Origin of the sequence: Spiroplasma endosymbiont of Crioceris asparagi, from assembly GCF_964020035.1 — a bacterium.
GTDB lineage: Bacteria > Bacillota_I > Bacilli_A > Mycoplasmatales > Mycoplasmataceae > TIUS-1.
This window is the reverse complement of sequence record NZ_OZ026475.1, coordinates 655,923-676,992: the sequence shown is the minus strand read 5'-3', so window position 1 is coordinate 676,992 and position 21,070 is coordinate 655,923. Positions and strand designations below refer to the sequence as shown.

Here is a 21,070-nt window from a genome sequence, read left to right as displayed (position 1 = left end):
TCTATGAATGAAAATGACTTTTTAATTAATGTTAAAGAATTTTTAAATTTAAATTTGTCTGAAAAACAATTACAAATGTTTAAGAAATATTTTAATATTTTAATTATAGAAAATAAAAAATACAATTTAACAACAATCGTTGAAGAAAAAGATGTTTATTTAAAACATTTTTTTGATTCGCTAATTCCTATAAAGGATTTTGAATTCAACAATAAAAAAATTGCAGATATAGGAAGCGGGGCAGGTTTTCCTGGAATTCCGCTTGCAATTGTATTTGAAAATTCTGAATTTTATTTAATTGAATCAAATTCTAAAAAATGTTTGTTTCTAGAAATGGTAATTAAGCAACTTGAGTTAAAAAATGTAAAAGTTATAAATTCAAGAGTTGAAGAATTAAATCATAAAGAATTTTTTGATGTTGTTACTTCAAGAGCGGTTTCTAAAATAAATATTTTAATTGAAATTTCTTCACAGCTAATTACTATTGGTGGAAATTTAGTTTGTTTAAAATCAAAATCTTATTTACAAGAAATTGGTGAACTTAACAATAAAGAAAATGAAGTTGGGTTTGTTTTAGAAAATAGCCACAAATATGAAATTGATAATCTTGGAACAAGAGTAACTGTTATTTACAAAAAGAACTCTAAAACTCCTAAAATTTATCCAAGAAAATATGGGCATATAAAAAACAAGCCATTAGGTTCTTAAAAAATATGTATGCTAAAATAAGAGATATTAAAAAAAATAACAAAGGAAAATTATGTCTAAAATTATGTCGATATCAAATCAAAAAGGTGGTGTTGGAAAAACAACAACAGCAATTAATCTTGCGTGTGGTTTTGCAATGCTTGGTCATAAAACACTTTTAATTGATGTTGATCCGCAATTCAATGCAACGAGCGGGGTTGGCTTTGAAATAGACAAGTTTTCTAAAACAATTTATGAAATGTTTTTAGGAAAAGAAAAAATTGAAAATATAATTGTTAAAAATATTAAAAACAATTTAGATTTAATTCCCAGTTCAATATCTCTAACAATGTTAGATTCGCAAATCTCTAACAATGACGAAAATAAATTAATTTTAAAACACGAATTAGAAAAAATCAAAAACAATTATGAGTACATTGTTATTGATTGCCCGCCAAGTTTAAATTTGTCAAATATAAATGCACTATCTGCTTCTAATTCTGTATTGATACCGATTCAAGCTGAACATTATGCGCTTCATGGGGTTGCACAATTATTGAGAACTGTAAAAAACATAAAACTAACAACAAATAAAAATTTATTAATTGAAGGTGTGTTGGTCACAATGTTTGACTCACGAACAAGGTTATGTCACGATGTTTTGACTGAAATTAAAAAAACTTTTGGAACAAAAGTTTATGAATCGGTAATTCCAAGATCAATCAAAATCGCAGAATCACCCATAGAGGGTAAATCAATATATGAATATGATAAATCAAGTAAATTGGCAAAAGCATATTTAGAATTTACAAGAGAGGTAATTGAAAATGGCAGCAAATAGTAAATATAAATTTAAGGGAATTAGTGACTTATTAGGAAATGATGCCGAAGATATTTTAGATGTTATAGGAAATAATCCAAAATTAAAAATAGAACAAAATGTAGTTGAATTAAAAAATCTAATTCCTAACCCTTATCAACCAAGAAAAACATTTGATGAATTACAAATTCAAGAACTAGCAGACTCAATAAAAGAGCATGGGTTAATTCAACCAATCCTTGTAAAAAAAATTGATTCTGAAAGATATCAAGTTGTTGCTGGGGAAAGAAGATTTCGTGCAGCAAAAGTTGCTGGATTAAAAGAGCTATCAGTTGTTGTTTTAGAATTAACTGATTTACAAGTTGAAGAATTGGCAATTATTGAAAATATTCAAAGAGTAGATTTGTCAGACATTGAAGAAGCAATTGCATATAATCAATTGGCTAAAAAATTAAATTTAACACAAGAACAAGTTGCTAAAAGAATTAAAAAATCTAGATCATATGTAGCCAACATTATGAGACTTTTAAATTTACCTGATTATATTCAAAAAGCAATATTAGGTAAAAAAATTTCTACTGGTCAAGCACGACCATTGATTACTATTGTTGATAATAAAGAATTAACAAAAGAAATATTTAATACAATAATTGCTAAAAATTTATCTGCTAGACAAGCAGAGGCTTTAGTTAAATTTAGAACTTTAGATAAAAAAGGCAGAAAAAAAATTAACAAAAAAGATGCCGATGTTAAACATCTTGAAAAAAGAATGATGAAAAAATTAGGCACAAAAGTTGTTATAAGCGATAAAAAAATAGAGATAAATTACATAGGTGTAAGTGATTTAAATAGAATTTTAGAAATTTTAGATTTATTAGATGAGTAGGTATATATGGGATTAAAAGTAGGAATAGTTGGATTGCCAAACATTGGAAAATCAACGTTGTTTAATGCTATAACAAATTCAAGAGTTGAAGCTGCAAATTATCCATTTGCAACAATTAAACCAAATGTAGGAGTTGTTGAAGTTCCAGATGAACGTCTTGAAAAAATGGCGGAAATTTTTAGTTCAAAAAAAACAATTTATCCAACGATTGAATTTGTTGATATTGCAGGCTTAATTGCTGGAGCTAGCAAGGGAGAAGGTTTGGGAAATGCCTTTTTATCAAATATTAGGGAAACAGATTTAATTTGTCATGTTGTTAGATGTTTTAATAATAAAGACATAACTCATGTTGATGGAAATGTTGATCCAATAAGAGATATTGAAACTATTCAACTTGAGTTAATTTATGCTGATGAAAGTTCAGTTGAAAAAAGAATAGCAAAATTATCTCCAAAAGCAAAAAACACAAAAGAAAAAGCAATTGTTCAAGAATATGAAATTTTACAAAAAATAAAAGCTGGTTTGGCTAATGCAAAAATGGTTAATCAATTAGATTGAAAAGAAGAAGAACAAGAAATAATTGAAAGCTTTCAATTATTAACTTATAAAAAAATAATTTTTGTGGGTAATGTTTCTGAAGAAGATTTAACAACTACAAATGAAAATTATAATAAGTTAGAAAAATATGCAAAAGATAACAACTTAATTTGTATAAAGGTATGTGCTAAATTAGAAGAAGAAATTTCGGAATTATCTAAAGAAGAAAAGATGATGTTTTTAAAAGAAGTTGGTGCAAATAATACTGGTTTAGAAATGTTGGTAAAAGCAGCTTATAATGAATTAGGATTGCAAACATATTTTACTTGTGGCCCCCAAGAAGCTAGAGGATGACAATTTCAAAAAGGTTATACTGCCCCAAAATGTGCCGGAATTATTCATACAGACTTTGAAAAGGGTTTTATAAAGGCAGAAATTTATTCATGTGACGATCTTTTTGAATATAAAAGCGAAGCTGAATTAAAAAATAAAGGTAAAATTAGATTAGAAGGAAAAGGATATGTCGTTAAAGATGGCGATGTGTGTTTATTTAAATTTAATAAATAGGTAGAATAATGAAAAGATATTTAAGTATGAATGCTTCTGAAATAAAAGCAACAAAAGGTAAAAATTTAATTGAAGCTATTAAAAATAGTGAGGGTCGAATATTGGTTAGTGAAAACATTGTTACACTTCAACCGTTACTTCAATCCATTACAAATTCTGAACTAGCTTGTGCTTTTGGGGCCGATATTTTGTTTTTAAATTTATTTGATGTAGAAAATCCATCTATAAATGGAATGCCAAATAATATAGAAAAAAATAATTTAATTAAAGAGTTAAAAGAAATGACAGGTAGATCTATTGGAGTAAATTTAGAACCAGTTGACAAAAATTTTTTTAACAAAGAACAAAATGAATTTTGATCAATTACAAATGGTCGACTAGCAACAAAAAATAATGCTAGAAAACTTTGTGAAATGGGCGTTGATTTTATAGTTTTAACAGGTAATCCAGGAAATGGAATAAGTAAAACTGCAATTATTGATTCAATTAAAGAAATTAAAAAAGAGCTTCAAGATAAAATTATTATTGTTGCTGGTAAAATGCATTCAGCTGGAGTTGATGAAAAAATCATTTCTGAAAAAGAAATTAATGATTTTGCGCAAGCTGGAGCAGATGTTATTTTAATTCCCGCACCAGGGACAGTTCCAGGAATTGATTTATGTGAAGCTAAAAAATATATTGACCAAATTCATAAATTAGGAAAATTAGCACTAACTGCTATTGGAACCTCTCAAGAAGGTTCTGATGAGCAAACTATAAAACAAATAGCTTTATATGCAAAAATGGCAGGTGCAGATATGCATCATATTGGTGATACCGGATTTCCTGGTTTAGCATTGCCAGAAAATATTAAAACTTATAGCATTGCAATTAGAGGTGTTCGTCATACCTATTTAAGGATGGCTTCATCAACAAAAAGATAACAAAAACCGCTTGTGCGGTTTTTTTGTTTTAAAATTAGTTATTATATAATTAATAAATATTAGAGGTTCAAATGAAAAATATTAGATTACGTTATGCGCCATCACCAACAGGTTATTTACATATAGGAAACACAAGAACTGCTCTAATGAATTTTTTGTTCGCAAAAAATAAAAATGGTAGTTTTATAGTACGTATTGAAGACACTGATTTTGATCGCAATGTTGAAGGGGCAATTGAATCTCAATTTGATAATTTAAAATGATTATCAATTATTCCAGATGAAAGTTTGTTTAATCCTAATAAAAAATATGGAAAATATAAACAATCAGAAAAATTAGATGATTATCAACAAATTGCTGAAATTTTAATTAATAAAAAAATGGCATATAAATGTTTTTGTACTGAAGTAGAACTAGAAGAACAAAAAGAATTGCAAAAAGCAAAAGGAATTGTCGCAACAAGATATATTGGTAGTTGTTATAAATTAACAACAGAAGAAATTCAAAAAAATTTAAATGAAAATAAATCATATAGTATTAGATTTAAAGTTCCTGAAAATAAAGAATATAAAATTAATGATCTTGTAAGGGGAGAAATTAAGTTTAACTCATCAGATATAGGTGACTTTGTGATAGTAAAATCAAATGGCGTAGCGACATATAATTTTGCAGTAGTAGTTGATGATTATGATATGAAAATTTCTCATGTTATTAGAGGTGAAGAACACATTTCAAATACTCCCAAACAATTAATGATTTATGATGTCATGGGTTGAGAAGTTCCGGTTTTTGCACACATGACTTTAATTGTGGATGAAAATAAAAAGAAACTTTCAAAAAGAAGTAACAATCAAGCGTTCTTTATTTCTCAATATAAAAAGGATGGATATTTACCAGAAGCAATTTTTAATTATATTGCGCTTTTAGGATGAAGCCCAAGTGTTAATCAAGAAATTTTTTCAAATCAAGAATTAATTAAAGTGTTTGATGAAAAAAGATTTTCTAAATCGCCAAGTACATTTGATATTAAAAAACTACAATGAATTAATAAGCAATGAATAAAAAAAATGGACGATTTAGAGTATTTAAAATTTATAAAAAATTTTGTTGATTATAAAAAATTTGATTTTTCAAATTATAATGATGAAAAAATTAATATAATGTTATTGGCATTTAAAAGAGAAATTGATTATGGAATTCAAATAAATAATTTAATTGAGATTTTCTTTAATGATTCAAAAATAACTAACGAAAATAAAACACTTTTAGAAACATTTAACTATAAAGAGATTTCAAATTTATTGATAAATAAATTTATGTATTCAAATAAATATGATGAAGAAAATATTAAATTAATAATTAATGAGATTAGTGCTGAGTTGAATATTAAAGGCAAAAACTTATTTATGCCAATAAGGTTATTAACCTCACATGAACAACATGGTCCTGAACTTGCTAAAGTTATTTACATTTTAGGTAAAGAAAAAGTTATCAATAATATCAAAACTATTATAGGAGTATAAATGGAAAAGTTTATTAGAGATAATGTTCACGGAAATATTTATATTAAGGATGATGTTATTTGAGAATTAATTAATTGTCCCGAGTTTCAAAGATTGAGAAGAATTTCTCAATTAGGTTCATCTGAATATATTTTCCCTTCTGCTAAACATTCAAGATTTTCACATTGCTTAGGAACATATCACATTGTGACAAAGTTTTTAAAAAATGAAGAAATAAGTAGCAAAATTAATGAACAAGATCAAATGATATTAAAAACTGCAGGTCTTTTGCATGATATTGGTCATGGACCGTTTTCTCATTTATGAGAACCATTTGCGAATGAAGAACATGAAAAATATTCATCAAAAATTATTAATTCAAATACCACACAAATTAATAAAGTATTACTTAAATATAATCTTGATCCAAAACAAATTGGGGATTTAATTGAAGGAACACATAAAAATGAATTATTAGTTTCGATTATTTCAAGTCAATTTGATGCTGACAGATGTGATTATTTGATGAGAGATTCACTAACTGTGGGAGTTACTTATTCACAATTCGATATTGACTTTATTCTTTCTAATGCGAAAGTTATTAATAATAAACTTGTGTTTAACAAAAAACTTGTCCCAGCAATCGAGGACTATCTAATAGGTAGATATCATATGTATAAACAAATTTATAAGCACAAAAAAGCATTAGCATTTTTTTATGGTTTAGAATTTTGGTTAGAAAGAGTTAAAGATTTAAGCAAACAAAATTATAAATTTAAATCAATAAATATGATCGAAGCTTTAGAAGATTCAATTAATGGAAAGCCCACAAGACTAGATAAATTTTTATTATTAGATGATGGTTCAATGTATGAATTTTTTAAACAATGCGCATTTGAAGAAGATGAAATACTTAGAGATTTATCATGAAAACTTTTAAATAGAGAATATCACGAAGCAGAATTTGATATCGAAAATAAAGAATATGAAAAATTTAAAAAAGAATTTAAATTAGATCATAAATATTATTTTGCAGTTAAAAAATATAAAGATGCAACTTTATATGATGAAACAGAAAAACCAATTTTGTTTTTTGATCAAAAAAATAATGTGCAAAAATTATCAGAAGTTAGCAACATTATAAAAAATAAGAATAAAGATATTATTTTAAATTTGTATGTTTATGCAAAAAATAATAGTATAAAATAAGCATATAATTTTGGAGGCAAAAATGAATGAATCATTAATTGAAATAGTTTATGAATACTTGCTTAAACTAAAGGGAAGTGCTTCATTTGAAGAAATATGAAAAAAGATTTCATCAAAATATAAACTTGATACAAATAATCAAAAAAATGAAATAATAGCTGATTTGTACAGCGACCTAGTCTTAGATAATAGATTTGCATTAACTAGTGAAGGTAAATGAGGATTAAGACAACACTTAAAATCAGAAGATGTTAAAAAACAATATGACTATATTGATAATTTTGAAACAACAGAAGAATTTGATGATTTTAACGATGCTAGCGACACACTAGAATTAAATGATGATTTACAAAGTGATGATATTAATCTAGATGATGATTTAGAAGAAGATGAATATTAGTAGTATGTTTTAACATACTTTTTTGTTTGGGGGAAAAATGAAAAAAACAAAATATATTTTTATTACAGGTGGTGTTGTTTCAGGAATTGGGAAAGGAATTATAGCTAGTTCTATTGGAGCAATTCTTAAATCATCAGGTTTAAATGTCTTTTTGCAAAAACAAGATCCTTATTTAAATATAGATCCAGGAACAATGAACCCAATTGAACATGGAGAAGTATTCGTTACCGAAGATGGTGCTGAAACAGATTTAGATTTAGGTAATTATGAAAGATTTGGTAATGTTAACCTTACCAAATATTCTTCTTTTAGTGCCGGTAAAATTTACAAAGAAGTTTTAGAAAAAGAACGCCGTGGTGATTATTTAGGTAAAACCGTTCAAATAATTCCTCATGTTACTGATTTAATAAAATCAAAAATTAATCAATTTAATGGAGTTGATAAATATGATATTGTTATTTGTGAAATTGGGGGAACAGTTGGAGATATTGAATCACTTCCATTCCTGGAATCTATTAGACAAATTAAAAATGATTTAAATCGTGAAGATACATTTTTTATTCATGTAGCATTGTTACCTTTCTTAAATGCAACTGGAGAACACAAAACAAAACCAGTACAACATTCAATTAAGAGTTTGCTAAGTATTGGGATTCAACCAGATATGCTAGTAATTAGAAGTGAAAAAGAAATTTCAGAATCTATAAAACAAAAACTTTCTAGTTCATGTAACTTAAGATCAAATGAAATTATTTTGTGTAAAAATGAAAAAACAATTTATAACGTTCCTAAAGTTTTAATTGGACAAAGCGTTCATAAACTAATTGGTGAAAAATTAAAAATTAATACAAAAAAATTAAATACAAAAACTTGAGATTTAATTGTAAAAAATATCAACGCATCAGAAGATGTTGTGCCAATCACAATTGTTGGGAAATACATCGCATTGCAAGATGCCTATTTATCAATTCTAGAATCTTTAAAAATTAGTGGATATTGACAAAGAAAAAAAATTGAAATTAATTGAATCGATGCTAGAAACTTAAATGAAGAAAATTATAAAGATTTGTTAAAAGATTCAAAAGGAATATTGGTTCCTGGTGGTTTTGGTTCAGATGGAACTGAAGGAAAAATATGAGCTGCTAAATTTGCAAGAGAAAATAAAATTCCATATTTAGGAATTTGCTACGGAATGCAAATGGCAGCAATTGAGTTTGCGCGAAACGTTTTAAATTTAAAAGATGCAAATACAACAGAAGTTGATTCTAAAACTAAAAATCCTGTTATTTATATTATTGAAGATCATAATAGTAAAAATTTAGGTGGTACTTTAAGACTTGGTGGATACACAACAAAAATTAGCAAAAACACTTTAGCATTTGAACTTTATAAAAAAGATACTATTATTGAAAGACATAGACACAGATATGAATTTAATAGCAAGTATAAAGAAATGTTTATTGAAAATGGAATGTTAATTTCTGGGATAAATGATGGTAACGAATTAGTAGAAATAATCGAATTAAAAGATCATCCATTTTTTATTGGAAGTCAATATCATCCAGAGTTTACTTCTAAAATTAATGAACCAAATCCATTGTTCATGGGTTTTGTAGAAGCAATTAGCAAAAGTTTAAATTAGTTAATAAACATTAGTAATTAATATATATAATTAAGATATTGGGGGAAAATATATGGCAAAAATATATCACAAAAAATTAGTTAATGCCAAAGAAATGGTTAACGAAGCACATAAAAATAAATATGCTGTTGGTCATTTTAACATTAACAATTTAGAATGAACAAAAGCAGTTTTACAAGCTGCACAAGAATCTAAAACACCAGTAATTCTTGGTACATCAGAAGGTGCAATAAAATACATGGGTGGAGTTAAAACAATCGTAGGAATGGTTAATGGTTTATTAGATGACTTAAATATTACTGTTCCAGTTTCTCTACATCTAGATCACGGTCAATCATTAGAAATGGCTAAAAAATGTATTGAAGCAGGTTATTCATCAGTTATGTTTGATGGTTCACATTTAGCATATGAAGAAAACATTAAAAAAACTAAAGAATTAATTGAATTCGCAAAATCATACGAAGTTTCAATTGAAGCAGAAATTGGTTCAATTGGTGGAGAAGAAGATGGTGTTGTAGGACAAGGTGAATTAGGAGATCCAAAACAAGCAAAAGAAATGGCATCATTAGGTATTGATATTTTAGCTGCTGGTATTGGAAATATTCATGGTAAATATCCATCATGATGAAAAACACTTTCATTTGAAACATTAGAAGAATTACAAAATGCATGTAAAATGCCTATGGTTCTACATGGTGGAAGCGGAATTCCTCAAGACCAAGTTAAAAAAGCAATTAGCTTAGGAATTTCAAAAATTAATGTAAACACAGAATTACAATTATCATTTAGAGATGCTACAAGAAAATATATTGAAGCTAAAAAAGATTTAGATGACAATGCCAAAGGATTTGATCCACGTAAATTAATGGCACCTGGTGCGCAAGCAATTAAAGACACATTCAATGAATTAACAAAAATGTTTGGTTGCTACGGAAAAGCAAAATAAATAATTAGTTCTATATGCTTATAGTTGCAAAGGAAAAATTAAAAATCATTGAAGACTTTAAAAAATCAGGAGCAACAATTATTAGTTTTGCACCGACAAGAAATATTAGTGTATCTTCTTTAAGAAGATGACTTAAACAATATGAAGAACACGGATTTGAAGGGTTAAAAACAAAATACGAAAAATAATGTCAAAAGGCATTATTTTTTTATGAATATTAAAATAATAATAAATGGAAATTTATCCAATAAAAATAGGTATTTTGGAAAATAACCTATTTTTATTTTGTTTTTGTTGTTAAATAAGAGTATGGGTAATTTATTTATAAATAGATTATCCATATTAAAAGAAAAGAAAATATCAAAACCGTGCATAACGCACAAGGAGGAGGATATGAATAAAATTAAAGTATATTCAGAAATAGGGAAGTTAAATTCTGTTTTATTACACAGACCCGGAAAAGAAGTTGAAAATTTAACACCAGAATTATTAGAAAGATTGTTATTTGATGACATTCCATTTTTAAAAATTGCTCGTCAAGAACATGATAATTTTGCCTCAGTTTTAAAAGCAAACGGAGTTAAAGTTTATTACATTGAAGAATTAATGGCAGAAACCATAGAACAAAATCCAGAAATCAGGAGTGAATTTATTAATAAATTTGTAGAAGAAGCAAATATTGATAAAAAATGAAAACAACAATATTTAGAATTTATTACAAAAATGCCTAATTTGGAAATGGTAAATGAAATGATTGGGGGAACTATGAAAATAGATTTAGACACTTCAAATAAAGAAGATTATCCATTTATTACAGACCCATTACCAAACACTTTATTTCAAAGAGATCCATTTGCATCTTCTGGAAAGGGAATTATTTTAAATCATATGTGAAGTGTTACTAGAAATCGTGAAACCATATTTCCAGAATATGTTTTCAAATACCACAAAGATTTTAAAGATACCCCACTATGATATGAAAGAGATTCAAAAGATAACATTGAGGGTGGTGATGTAATGGTCTTAAATGCTGACACACTAGTAATTGGAGCATCACAAAGAACATCACTTAATGCGATTGAAAAACTATCTAAAAAAATACTTAAAGAAGACACATTTAAACAAATAATTGTGCTTGAATTACCCAAATCAAGAGCATACATGCATTTAGATACTGTGTTCACAAATATTGACTATGATAAATTTATTGCTCATCCATTAATATTTGACGATGAAAATTTATTCAAAATTTACAAAATAACAGAAAATAAAAAAGAATTATTAAATCAATCACTTTCAGAACTATTGAAAGAATTAATTGGAAAAGAACCAATAATTATTAAATGTGGTGGTGAAGATAAAATTGCTGCCGGTAGAGAACAATGAAATGATGGTACTAATGTTTTAACAATTAAACCAGGAGTAGTTATCGCTTATGAACGTAATCACAAAACTATTTCAATGTTAAAAGATGCTGGCGTTAAAGTCTTAGAAGTTCCTTCAAGTGAATTATCAAGAGGGCGCGGTGGGCCAAGATGTATGTCAATGCCAATCGAAAGAGAAAATATATAAAAGAACAGGAGAATTAAAATGATTAATTTAAAAGGAAGAAATTTATTAACACTACTTGATTTTTCTACAAGAGAAATTGAGTACTTATTAGATTTGTCTAGAGATTTAAAACGTGCAAAATATGCAGGTAATGAACAAGAAAATTTAAAAGGTAAAAATATTGTAATTTTATTTCAAAAAACATCAACAAGAACTAGATGCGCGTTTGAAGTTGCTGCATTAGATCAAGGTGCACATGTTACATACATTGGAGCTGAAGGTTCACAAATGGGAATTAAAGAATCTATTGCTGATACAGCAAGAGTTTTAGGAAGAATGTATGATGCTATTGAATTTAGATGTATGAAACAATCTGATTGTGATGAATTAGCGAAATATGCAGGGGTTCCAGTTTATAATGGGCTTTCTGAACTATATCACCCAACACAAATGATTGCAGACTATATGACAATGAGAGAAAAATTTGGTCAAGATTTAAAAGGAATTAAAGTTGTATTTTTTGGTGATGCAAGAAATAATGTTGCTAATTCTTTAATGATTTGTGGTGCTAAATTGGGTGTTCACTTTGTAGCATGTGGTCCTAAAAAATTGTGACCTAATGAAACTATAATTAATAAATGTAAAGAAATTGCAAAAGAAACAGGTGCTAAATTAGAGTTTGTAGAAGATCCTTTGACAGCAGCCAAAGGCGCACACGTTATTTATACTGATATTTGGGTTTCAATGGGAGAACCAAAAGAAGTTTGAGAAGAAAGAATTAAACTTTTAAAACCTTATCAAGTAAATAAAAAATTATTTGAGGTTGCTGATAAGGAAGCAATATTTATGCATTGTTTACCATCTTATCATGATTTAAATACCAACATTGGAAAAGAAATTCATGAAAAATTTGGATTAAAAGAAATGGAAGTCACAAATGATGTATTTGAATCAAAAAGATCATGAGTGTTTGAAGAAGCAGAAAACCGTTTACATTCAATTAAAGCAATTATGGTTGCGACAATAGGTAAATAATTTCTTCTTTATATTAAAAAAGGAGGTATATGATTAAAACAAAATCAAAACATAAGTTTCATTTTAAAATGTTGTCGGCATTTAGTATTTTAATGATAATAATTGCAGCGCTAGTAATTATATCTTGATTTTTAAAATGATCTGGAGTAAGTACAAAAGTAAATAATCAAAACACAAATATTGAGGCTATGGGGATATTTGATATATTTTGAGCTCCAATAAAAGGTTTTATTGGTAAAGCAGACATTTTAATTTTTATTTTAATACTTGGTTCATTTATAACAATTGTTGTTTCTTCTAAGGCGTTAGAAGGATTTTCACAAGGTATAACCAGAAAAATGAAAGGTAAAGAAATTTGAGCAATCATTCCATTAATGACATTTTTCTCAATATGTGGAACAACAGAAGGAATGGCTGAAGAATCATTGGGATTTTATTTAATATGCATTCCATTGATGATTGCTGCCGGATTTGATAAATGAGTAGGTTTTTTAATTGTTATGCTTGGAGCTGGAGTGGGAGTTTTAGCTTCAACTGTAAACCCATTTTTGATAGGTGTTGCAATTAATGGTATTAAAGATATTAAAACAAGTGTTGGAGATGGACTTGTTTGAAGAATAGTTTCTTGATTAGTATTAACCACCATCTCAATAACATTTGTAATTATTTATGCATATAAAATTAAAAGAAATCCACAAAAATCATGTTTTTTTAAAACACTAGAAGAAGATAAAAAATTCTTTTTATCAGAAAAAATAGAAAAAATTGAAATGAATGGAAGAAGAAAAACCACAATTATAATATTTTTTCTTGTTCTTACTTTTATGATTTGCTATTTAGTAAATTGAGATGCAATTTTTAAAACAGATATTATGGAAAGATTTGGAAAAAATGTAATTATTAATTTTCCTTATTTAACTGGTAAGGCAGATGGATTTGGTCACGGTGGATTAGATATTGTGGCCGCAATGTTTTTAATAGGTTCAATTGTTTTAGGAATTGTTAATGGTCTGGGAGAAGATAAATTCATCAAAGAATTTTTATTAGGTGCTTCAGATATATTATCTGTTTGTTTAATAATTGCTACAGCCGCAGGTGTTGGTTTCATTTTAACTACCTCTCATATGCAAGAGTTATTTGTTAATGGTTTAGCTAATTCAGTTGGAAATATGGGAAACAGCATTGTTATTTTAATGGTATTATTTATTGCTTTTTTACCATTATCATTTTTAATACCATCAACATCAGGTTTTGCAACAGCGGTAATTCCACTGTTGCAAGGAGTTATGGCAAAAGATCCTAATGTTTTAACATCGGGAATAATTACAGCATTTTCATTTGCTTGTGGAATATTAAATTTATTTACACCAACTTCAGGTGTTGTAATGGGGGCGATTTCAATTGCAAAAATTGATTATGGTCAATATTTAAAAAATATGTGAAAAATTATACTAATTTTAACATTAGCAAGTTTTGCGCTACTTTTAATTGGTGGAGCAATAAGTGGAATTAAAGGTGCAGAAAACATTGCATAATTTAGAAAAGGAAAAAATATGTCAAAAATAGTAATAGCTATTGGGGGTAATGCACTTGGTAATTCACCCTCAGAACAAAAACAAATAGTAAAAAACACAGCTAAATATTTAGTTGATATTATTGAAGAGGGACATTCATTAACAATTGTTCATGGAAATGGCCCACAGGTTGGAATGATAAATTTAGGATTTAGTTTAGCAAATGAGGTAAATAAAAATTCTCCAATTGTTGATTTTCCTGAATGCGGAAGCATGAGTCAGGGTTATATTGGTTATCATCTTCAAAATGCTTTAAACTTTGAACTTTCAAAAAGGTCAATTAATAAAAATGTTGCCACCATAATTACTCAAACAGTTGTTGATAAAAATGATATTGCTTTTCAAAATCCCTCTAAACCAATTGGATCATTTTATAAAGAAGAAGATGCTAAAAAATTAGCATCTGAAAACAAATGATCAATTAAAGAAGATGCTGGTAGAGGATGAAGAAGAGTTATTGCTTCCCCAAAACCTATCGATATAGTTGAAAAAGAAGTGATAAAAAAAATGATGGAATCTAATTTTGTCACAATAACAGCTGGTGGTGGGGGAATACCTGTAATTAAAGAAAAAGATGAATATGTTGGTGTGGCAGCAGTTATTGATAAAGATTTTGCAGCAGCAAAAGTTGCAGAAATAATTAAAGCAGACAAGTTCATAATTTTAACAGCAGTTAACAAAGTAATGATTAATTATAAAAAAGAAAACCAAATAAGTCTTGATGAAATTTCATTATTAGATTGTAAAAAATATATTGATGAAAATCAATTTGCTCCAGGAAGCATGTTGCCCAAAATTCAAGCAGCTATGTCTTTTGTAGAAAAAACCAAAATTGAGTCTTATATAGGTTCATTAGAGGAAGCAAAAAATGTTATTCATGGAAAGGGAGGAACTAAAATATTTTAAAATATATTTTCAAAACTTATTATCTTTATAATTTTATTAATTATTTGTTATAATCTAATATATTGTTAAGGAGAATAACATGCCAAAAGAAAATATACATCCTAAATATTTTGACAACGCAACCTTTATTTGTGCAACATGTGGTAATAAATTAATAGTTGGAACCACATTATCACAAGACGTAAGAATTGACACATGTTCAAAATGCCACCCTTTTTACACAGGAAAACAAAACTTTTCAAATACTGAAGGAAGGGTTGAAAAATTCAAAGAGAGATTTGCTCAAAAAGAAAAATTAGAGGCAAAACATTTTGAAACTAAATCAGAAAATAAAAAACATAATAAAAAAGAAAAAATAGTTAGAGATTTATCAGACTTAAAAGAATTATCAAAAGTAACAAGTTCTAATGATGGTGAAACTAAAGAAATTAAAGTAGCCGCTAAAAAAGAAGAAAAAACTTCTGAAGTTAAAGTAAATAACAAAGAAACAGAAGCAAAAAAATAATTTAATCATTAATTAAAACCAGTTTTAATATAACTGGTTTTTTATTTAAGAAAACATATTAAAATATGTATAGGATAGATTATGAGTTATAAAATTGAAAAATTAGAGTTTACTAAAAAACAATTTAAGCCCAAAAAAATAGATTTTGAAATTGGAAACAATCAGATTAAATTTGTGATTTCAGAAGAATCTTTATTGCTTAAAAATTTTTATCTTGCACTTAACGGAAAAAATAATATTAAGTCAGGAGTTTTTAAAATAAATGGATATGACAGGGTTGCAAGTTCATGAACCAAAAGAAAAATAGTTTCAATTAAACCTAATGAAATTTGACGACGTTTTGTGACAAAAGAAATATATTTTTATTTTTCTGTGTTGTTAGATTCCAAAGCTTTTAAAAAATATAAAAGTAATTATTATGAGAATAAATTTGAATATTTAAGTTATAAGCAATCAAAGAATAATTTAACAGAACTTAGACTTAAAGAAAAGATTGATGAAAAACTTAGAGCATTTGTTAATTCAGTAAAAGAAGTTGAAACACAAATGGTAAAAGATTTTTTTGATCAAAGAATGGAATACAACAACAAAAAAATTGAATTAGAAGAATTCGGTTTTAGTAATGATTTAAAAAATCTTCTTAAAGAGTATTTTTTTATGTATGAAAAACTTAGACAACAAGCTTTACTAAAAATCTTCTATCAAAGTTTGTGAGATAAAATATATACGCTTGTGGATATGAGAAATATGTGTTTTTGTGAATATAAAAACAAAAAAACATTTTTAAGAAATAAAAAAGAAGTTTTAAATAAATTAGCCTTTAAAGAAACATTTTATATAGTAAAAAGACAATTAAGTTTGATTGATATTGAGGTTTCAAGATTGAAGTCAAAAATTAAAGCCAACAACTTTATTTTAAATAATTTAACACAACAAATTATTTCATACGTTAATAAAAAAACTAAGAAAAAAATAAAAAAAATTGATGAGATTTGTCCTTGAGTAGTTATTTCTGAAAATGAACGTAAAAACTTTATTGAAAAACAAGAGAAAATTATTTTTCAAGGTTTAAATGATGAAATGATTATTTTTAGATCAAAAATTGTTGAGTGGACACATGAATATCATGAGAAAGTTTTAAATAGTGAATTAGTTTATGGAATTCCCGCTAACTTTGAAAACTACAAAAAAATGCTTCAAAAGAAAAAAGAAAATATTTATACACAAGTTCAAAAAGATGTTGAAAGATTAACTGGAAAATTAAGAATTAATTTTAAAAATATTTTTATTAAAAATAATCTTTATACTAGTTATGTCAAAATAATTCAATCATTTTTGTTTGATCGAAAAAATATTATTTTATATAAAATTACCAAAAACATGAATGAAAATGAATTGCTTGATTTATTTAAAACTTTAAGCAATGTACTAAAAACTGAAAAAAATAAATCAATAATAATTATCGATGAAGTCTTAAATAGTATTTCATTTACACAAGATAATATTTATCAATTAAATGATCACAGAACAATGCAAATTAATTTAAGTGATTATTTAAAAGAAAATATTGTCAAAATTGATAAAATTCTTGGCAAACAAAACAAAATCGCTTATCGTTATGAAGAAAACAACACTATAAAAATTATGGGAAAAACATTAAATAATAGTAGAAATATTAAATTTAAGAAAAAGGGTTTTGTCTATTTAAATCCTCTTGGAATTAAAGATAATAAAAAAAATTTAGAAAGTAATTATATTAAAATAAAAGTGAAAGTTTTAGGTGTTGGTGAAGCTGGTTCAAATCTTTATTCTGGCATTGATAATCAAGGACATTTCATTTCATTTCAAAGCAATAACAAGTATAAAATTGATGAAAATGTTTCGCTTTATTTTGACTTCAATTCAATTTTAAAAATTATATAGAGGGAAAGCATGGCTAAAAATAAAATTTACAAAGACATTTCAAATGTTATAAAAAAATATAAAAATATTATAATTGCCAAACATGTCATGCCCGATTGAGATGCACAAGGGAGCGCAGTTGGTTTAGCAGAAATTATTAAAGAAAATTATAAAGATAAAAATGTTTTTATAGTTGGGGATAACTTAAATAAAAATGAAACATTTGATGATAAAAAATTAAATGAAAATTTAATTAAGGAATCACTTTTAATAACAGTTGACGTTGCAAATTTTGAAAGAATTGATTTTAAATTTTGAAATCAAGCTAATAAAATAATTAAGATTGATCACCACAAAAAAACTGATTCTGATTTTGGTGACTATAAATTAATTGATGAACACATTCCTGCTTGTACTCAAGTTATATTTGAATGAGCATTAGCAATGAAATATAAAATAAATAAATTAGCAGCAGAAAATTTATTTAAAGGTTTAGTAACAGATACAGGGCGCTTTTTGTATAATGAAGTTAACGAAAATACAATGATTATGGGTTCAAAATTGTTTTCATTAGGAATTAACCATGTTGATATTTATTCATCCTTGTATTCAATACCGCTTAATTTGCAAATATGAAAAAACAAAATGTTTTCTAAAATAGTTTGAAATAAAGAAAAAAAATATGCTTATTTAATAATTAAAAAAGAAGACTATGAAAACATTGTTTCTTTAGAAAACGTTAAAATGTGTTTAAGCTTAATGAGTGGTTTAAAAGAAATAGATTTGTGATTTTTGGGTTATGAAAAAAATGATACTGAAATAAAATTATCACTTAGATCTAAGTATTTAGATGTTGATAACATTGCCAAAAAATTTAATGGGGGCGGTCATAAATATGCAGCCGGTTGCTCTTTAAATAATTTTAATGACATCAAAAAAGTTATTGAAGAAATAGAAAATAGTGGGGGTCAATAAAATGTCAATGCCAATTTTAAATTATAAAACAGGTTGAATAGAATTAATTGTTGGGTGTATGTTTGCTGGTAAAACAGAAGAATTTATTAGAAGACTCCTAAGATATAAATATGGTAAAAAAAACATTGTTGTATTTAAACCAGAAATTGATAAAAGATATTCAGTTACAAAAGTTCAAACACATCACGGTGTTAGCATTGATGCTGTACCTGTTAAAGACACTGAAGAATTATTAAAGGCTTTAAATGAAATTGAAAAAACAAAAAAAGTTGATGTTATTGGCATTGATGAGTTACAATTTTTTGATACAAAAATTGTAGATGTTGTTTCTCAATTAGCAGATAATGGATATATAATAGTTGCTAATGGACTAGATAAAGATTTCATGTCTAATCCTTTTAAAAATGTCTATGAATTATTGCCACAAGCTGAATATGTGGAAAAATTATCAGCCATTTGTTTTGTTTGCGGTGGATTAGCAAACAAAACACAAAGAATTGATATTAAAAAAGGAGAAGAAGCATCACCTGATTCTCCAATTATATTAATTTCAGGGGCAAATGAATATCAAGCAAGATGTCGACATTGTTATGTAAAACCCAAATAATGATAAAGGAAAAATATGGATAAAAAAACAATTGAAGTTTTAGAAGCAATCTTAAAAAAAGTTGAATTGATAGATAATAATTTAGCTGATCCTAATGTTACAAAAAACATGGAAAACTTTAAAAAATTAAATAAAGAAAAGTCAGCTATTGTCGATGTTGCTGAAAAGTATAAAGAATATAAAGCTGCCGAAAAAAATTATGAGGAAGCTAAAACTATATTAAAAACTGAAAAAGATAAAGATTTAAAAGAATTAGCAGCTTTAGAAATTGAAGAATCAGAAGAAAAAATGAATAAACTAAATGAAGAAATTCACTTAATGCTTTTACCTAAGGATCCAAATAATGATAAAAATATTATTATGGAAATTAGGGGTGCAGCTGGTGGTGATGAAGCAAATATTTTTGCTGGAGATCTTTTTAGAATGTATTCTAAATATGCTGAAAAAAATAATTGAAAGATTAATATTTTGGACAGATCAGATTCACCTGCTGGTGGGTTTGCACAAATATCTTTAATGATAAAAGGTAAAGATGTTTATTCTAAACTTAAATTTGAATCAGGGTCTCATAGAGTACAAAGGGTTCCCAAAACTGAATCAAAAGGAAGAGTTCAAACATCAACTGCTACAGTTGCTGTTTTACCAGAAATGAATGATGTTGAAATTGAAATTAAACCATCAGATTTAAGAATTGATACATATAGATCATCAGGTGCTGGTGGTCAACATGTTAACACAACAGATTCAGCAGTTAGAATAACACACATACCAACTGGAATAGTGGCCGCTTCTCAGGATGGAAGAAGTCAACATGATAATAAAGCAACTGCAATGATGATGATTAGATCAAAAGTGTATGAAGCAGAACAAGCAAAACAACAATCAGAAGCAGACTCATTGAGAAAAAATGCTGTTGGTACTGGAGATCGTAGTGAAAAAATAAGAACTTATAATTATGGTCAAAATAGAGTAACTGATCACAGAATAAATATGACTCTTCAAAAATTAGATCAATTTATGGAAGGAAATATTGATGAAATAATTGAGGGATTAATTAAAGACGAACAAAAACAATTAATTGAAAAGAATAATATTTAAATGAAAATTGATGACTTTAGTGAAAAATTAAAGAAAAGAATGACAATAACTGATTACAACATTTTATTGCATTTTTTTTCATTTAAAAATTATATTAAAAATGATATTTTGACAAATGATGGAATTAAATTAATAAAAAAAATTTTAAAATCTAAAAGGCCATTATCTCAAATAACAGGTCGCAGATTTTTTTTTGAGAATTGATTTATTGTTAATAAAAAAGTCCTTATACCAAGATTTGAAACTGAAGTTATCATAGAAAATTTTATTGAAGAAAATCTTAATAATAAAATAATATTTGATATTTGTTGTGGAACTGGTTGTTTAGGAATAAGTGCATTTTTAAAAAATAAAAATAGTAACTTATATTTATCAGACATTTCAAAATCAGCAATAAGATGCACCAAAAAAAATCTAAAAGAATTTAAAATTAATGCCAGTGTTTTGAGGGGAAATTTTTTCCAACCATTTATTAAAAAAAATTTAAAAGCAGATTTTGTAATAATTAATCCGCCATACATATTAAAGGGCGATGTTAATGTAGAAAAAAATGTAAATAAATATGAACCAAAAATTGCTTTGTACGCCAAACAAGAAGGTCTTGAGTTTTTTTACAAAATTAAAAAAGATTATAAAAAAATTCTAAAACCTAATGGAAAAATATATTGTGAATTTGGTTTTAAACAAAAAGAAAAGCTAGAACAAATATTTATTAATGAAAATATTGAATATTATAAAGACTATTCTGGTAATTGAAGATGGTTTGTATTGAGTAATTTGACCTAATTTTATTTAGTT

The 21,070-nt window shown here is 26.5% G+C and carries 21 protein-coding genes; all 21 read left to right on the top strand.

Annotated elements, in window-relative coordinates:
- The first annotated feature begins 3 nt into the window (after nucleotides 1–3).
- The 21 genes from rsmG (at nucleotide 4) to AACL01_RS03135 (ending at nucleotide 21,058) form a co-directional block, all read left to right on the top strand.
- The gene (rsmG, locus tag AACL01_RS03235) at nucleotides 4–708 is read left to right on the top strand and encodes a 16S rRNA (guanine(527)-N(7))-methyltransferase RsmG (protein ID WP_339022731.1); all 705 of its coding nucleotides are present in this window, start codon (nucleotides 4–6) and stop codon (nucleotides 706–708) included.
- 52 nt (nucleotides 709–760) lie between these two features.
- A complete protein-coding gene (locus AACL01_RS03230; protein WP_339022729.1) occupies nucleotides 761–1,528 on the top strand; it encodes a ParA family protein in 768 nt (255 codons plus the stop codon).
- Nucleotides 1,515–2,393: a ParB/RepB/Spo0J family partition protein gene (locus tag AACL01_RS03225; protein WP_339022727.1), complete on the top strand. Its 879-nt coding sequence runs from the start codon at nucleotides 1,515–1,517 to the stop codon at nucleotides 2,391–2,393. The genes AACL01_RS03230 and AACL01_RS03225 overlap by 14 nt, the downstream gene beginning before the upstream one ends.
- Before the next feature lie 6 nt (nucleotides 2,394–2,399).
- Nucleotides 2,400–3,497 (top strand): redox-regulated ATPase YchF, encoded by a 1,098-nt coding sequence (gene ychF / locus AACL01_RS03220; protein ID WP_339022725.1) that lies wholly within the window; start codon nucleotides 2,400–2,402, stop codon nucleotides 3,495–3,497.
- Between the two features lie 8 nt (nucleotides 3,498–3,505).
- Nucleotides 3,506–4,420: a hypothetical protein gene (locus AACL01_RS03215; RefSeq protein ID WP_339022724.1), complete on the top strand. Its 915-nt coding sequence runs from the start codon at nucleotides 3,506–3,508 to the stop codon at nucleotides 4,418–4,420.
- A 71-nt stretch (nucleotides 4,421–4,491) separates the two neighbouring features.
- On the top strand, nucleotides 4,492–5,943 hold the full coding sequence (gene gltX, locus AACL01_RS03210) for a glutamate--tRNA ligase (protein ID WP_339022722.1): 1,452 nt from the start codon (nucleotides 4,492–4,494) through the stop codon (nucleotides 5,941–5,943).
- Nucleotides 5,944–7,131 (top strand): HD domain-containing protein, encoded by a 1,188-nt coding sequence (locus AACL01_RS03205; protein WP_339022720.1) that lies wholly within the window; start codon nucleotides 5,944–5,946, stop codon nucleotides 7,129–7,131.
- A gap of 22 nt (nucleotides 7,132–7,153) precedes the next feature.
- A complete protein-coding gene (gene rpoE, locus AACL01_RS03200; RefSeq protein WP_339022719.1) occupies nucleotides 7,154–7,531 on the top strand; it encodes a DNA-directed RNA polymerase subunit delta in 378 nt (125 codons plus the stop codon).
- Between the two features lie 37 nt (nucleotides 7,532–7,568).
- On the top strand, nucleotides 7,569–9,173 hold the full coding sequence (locus AACL01_RS03195) for a CTP synthase (protein WP_339022718.1): 1,605 nt from the start codon (nucleotides 7,569–7,571) through the stop codon (nucleotides 9,171–9,173).
- A gap of 52 nt (nucleotides 9,174–9,225) precedes the next feature.
- Nucleotides 9,226–10,119: a class II fructose-1,6-bisphosphate aldolase gene (gene fba / locus AACL01_RS03190; protein WP_339022716.1), complete on the top strand. Its 894-nt coding sequence runs from the start codon at nucleotides 9,226–9,228 to the stop codon at nucleotides 10,117–10,119.
- A 14-nt stretch (nucleotides 10,120–10,133) separates the two neighbouring features.
- Complete coding sequence (locus tag AACL01_RS03185) at nucleotides 10,134–10,307, top strand: helix-turn-helix domain-containing protein (RefSeq protein ID WP_339022714.1); 174 nt, start codon at nucleotides 10,134–10,136, stop codon at nucleotides 10,305–10,307.
- A gap of 205 nt (nucleotides 10,308–10,512) precedes the next feature.
- The gene (locus AACL01_RS03180; RefSeq protein WP_339022712.1) at nucleotides 10,513–11,691 is read left to right on the top strand and encodes an arginine deiminase; all 1,179 of its coding nucleotides are present in this window, start codon (nucleotides 10,513–10,515) and stop codon (nucleotides 11,689–11,691) included.
- Between the two features lie 18 nt (nucleotides 11,692–11,709).
- Nucleotides 11,710–12,705: an ornithine carbamoyltransferase gene (gene argF / locus AACL01_RS03175; RefSeq protein WP_339022710.1), complete on the top strand. Its 996-nt coding sequence runs from the start codon at nucleotides 11,710–11,712 to the stop codon at nucleotides 12,703–12,705.
- Between the two features lie 29 nt (nucleotides 12,706–12,734).
- Nucleotides 12,735–14,240, top strand: a complete 1,506-nt coding sequence (locus tag AACL01_RS03170; RefSeq protein WP_339022708.1) for a YfcC family protein — start codon at nucleotides 12,735–12,737, stop codon at nucleotides 14,238–14,240.
- A gap of 18 nt (nucleotides 14,241–14,258) precedes the next feature.
- The gene (gene arcC / locus AACL01_RS03165; RefSeq protein WP_339022706.1) at nucleotides 14,259–15,185 is read left to right on the top strand and encodes a carbamate kinase; all 927 of its coding nucleotides are present in this window, start codon (nucleotides 14,259–14,261) and stop codon (nucleotides 15,183–15,185) included.
- Nucleotides 15,186–15,264: 79 nt separating this feature from the next.
- Nucleotides 15,265–15,690, top strand: coding sequence for a 50S ribosomal protein L31 (gene rpmE / locus AACL01_RS03160; RefSeq protein ID WP_339022703.1), 426 nt, complete (start codon nucleotides 15,265–15,267; stop codon nucleotides 15,688–15,690).
- 81 nt (nucleotides 15,691–15,771) lie between these two features.
- Nucleotides 15,772–17,613, top strand: coding sequence for a hypothetical protein (locus AACL01_RS03155; RefSeq protein WP_339022701.1), 1,842 nt, complete (start codon nucleotides 15,772–15,774; stop codon nucleotides 17,611–17,613).
- A 9-nt stretch (nucleotides 17,614–17,622) separates the two neighbouring features.
- Nucleotides 17,623–18,567, top strand: a complete 945-nt coding sequence (locus tag AACL01_RS03150) for a bifunctional oligoribonuclease/PAP phosphatase NrnA (protein WP_339022700.1) — start codon at nucleotides 17,623–17,625, stop codon at nucleotides 18,565–18,567.
- A 7-nt stretch (nucleotides 18,568–18,574) separates the two neighbouring features.
- On the top strand, nucleotides 18,575–19,174 hold the full coding sequence (locus AACL01_RS03145) for a thymidine kinase (protein ID WP_422397976.1): 600 nt from the start codon (nucleotides 18,575–18,577) through the stop codon (nucleotides 19,172–19,174).
- A gap of 15 nt (nucleotides 19,175–19,189) precedes the next feature.
- Nucleotides 19,190–20,272, top strand: coding sequence for a peptide chain release factor 1 (gene prfA, locus AACL01_RS03140; RefSeq protein ID WP_339022697.1), 1,083 nt, complete (start codon nucleotides 19,190–19,192; stop codon nucleotides 20,270–20,272).
- Nucleotides 20,273–21,058, top strand: coding sequence for a HemK family protein methyltransferase (locus AACL01_RS03135; RefSeq protein WP_339022696.1), 786 nt, complete (start codon nucleotides 20,273–20,275; stop codon nucleotides 21,056–21,058).
- Nucleotides 21,059–21,070 lie beyond the last annotated feature (12 nt).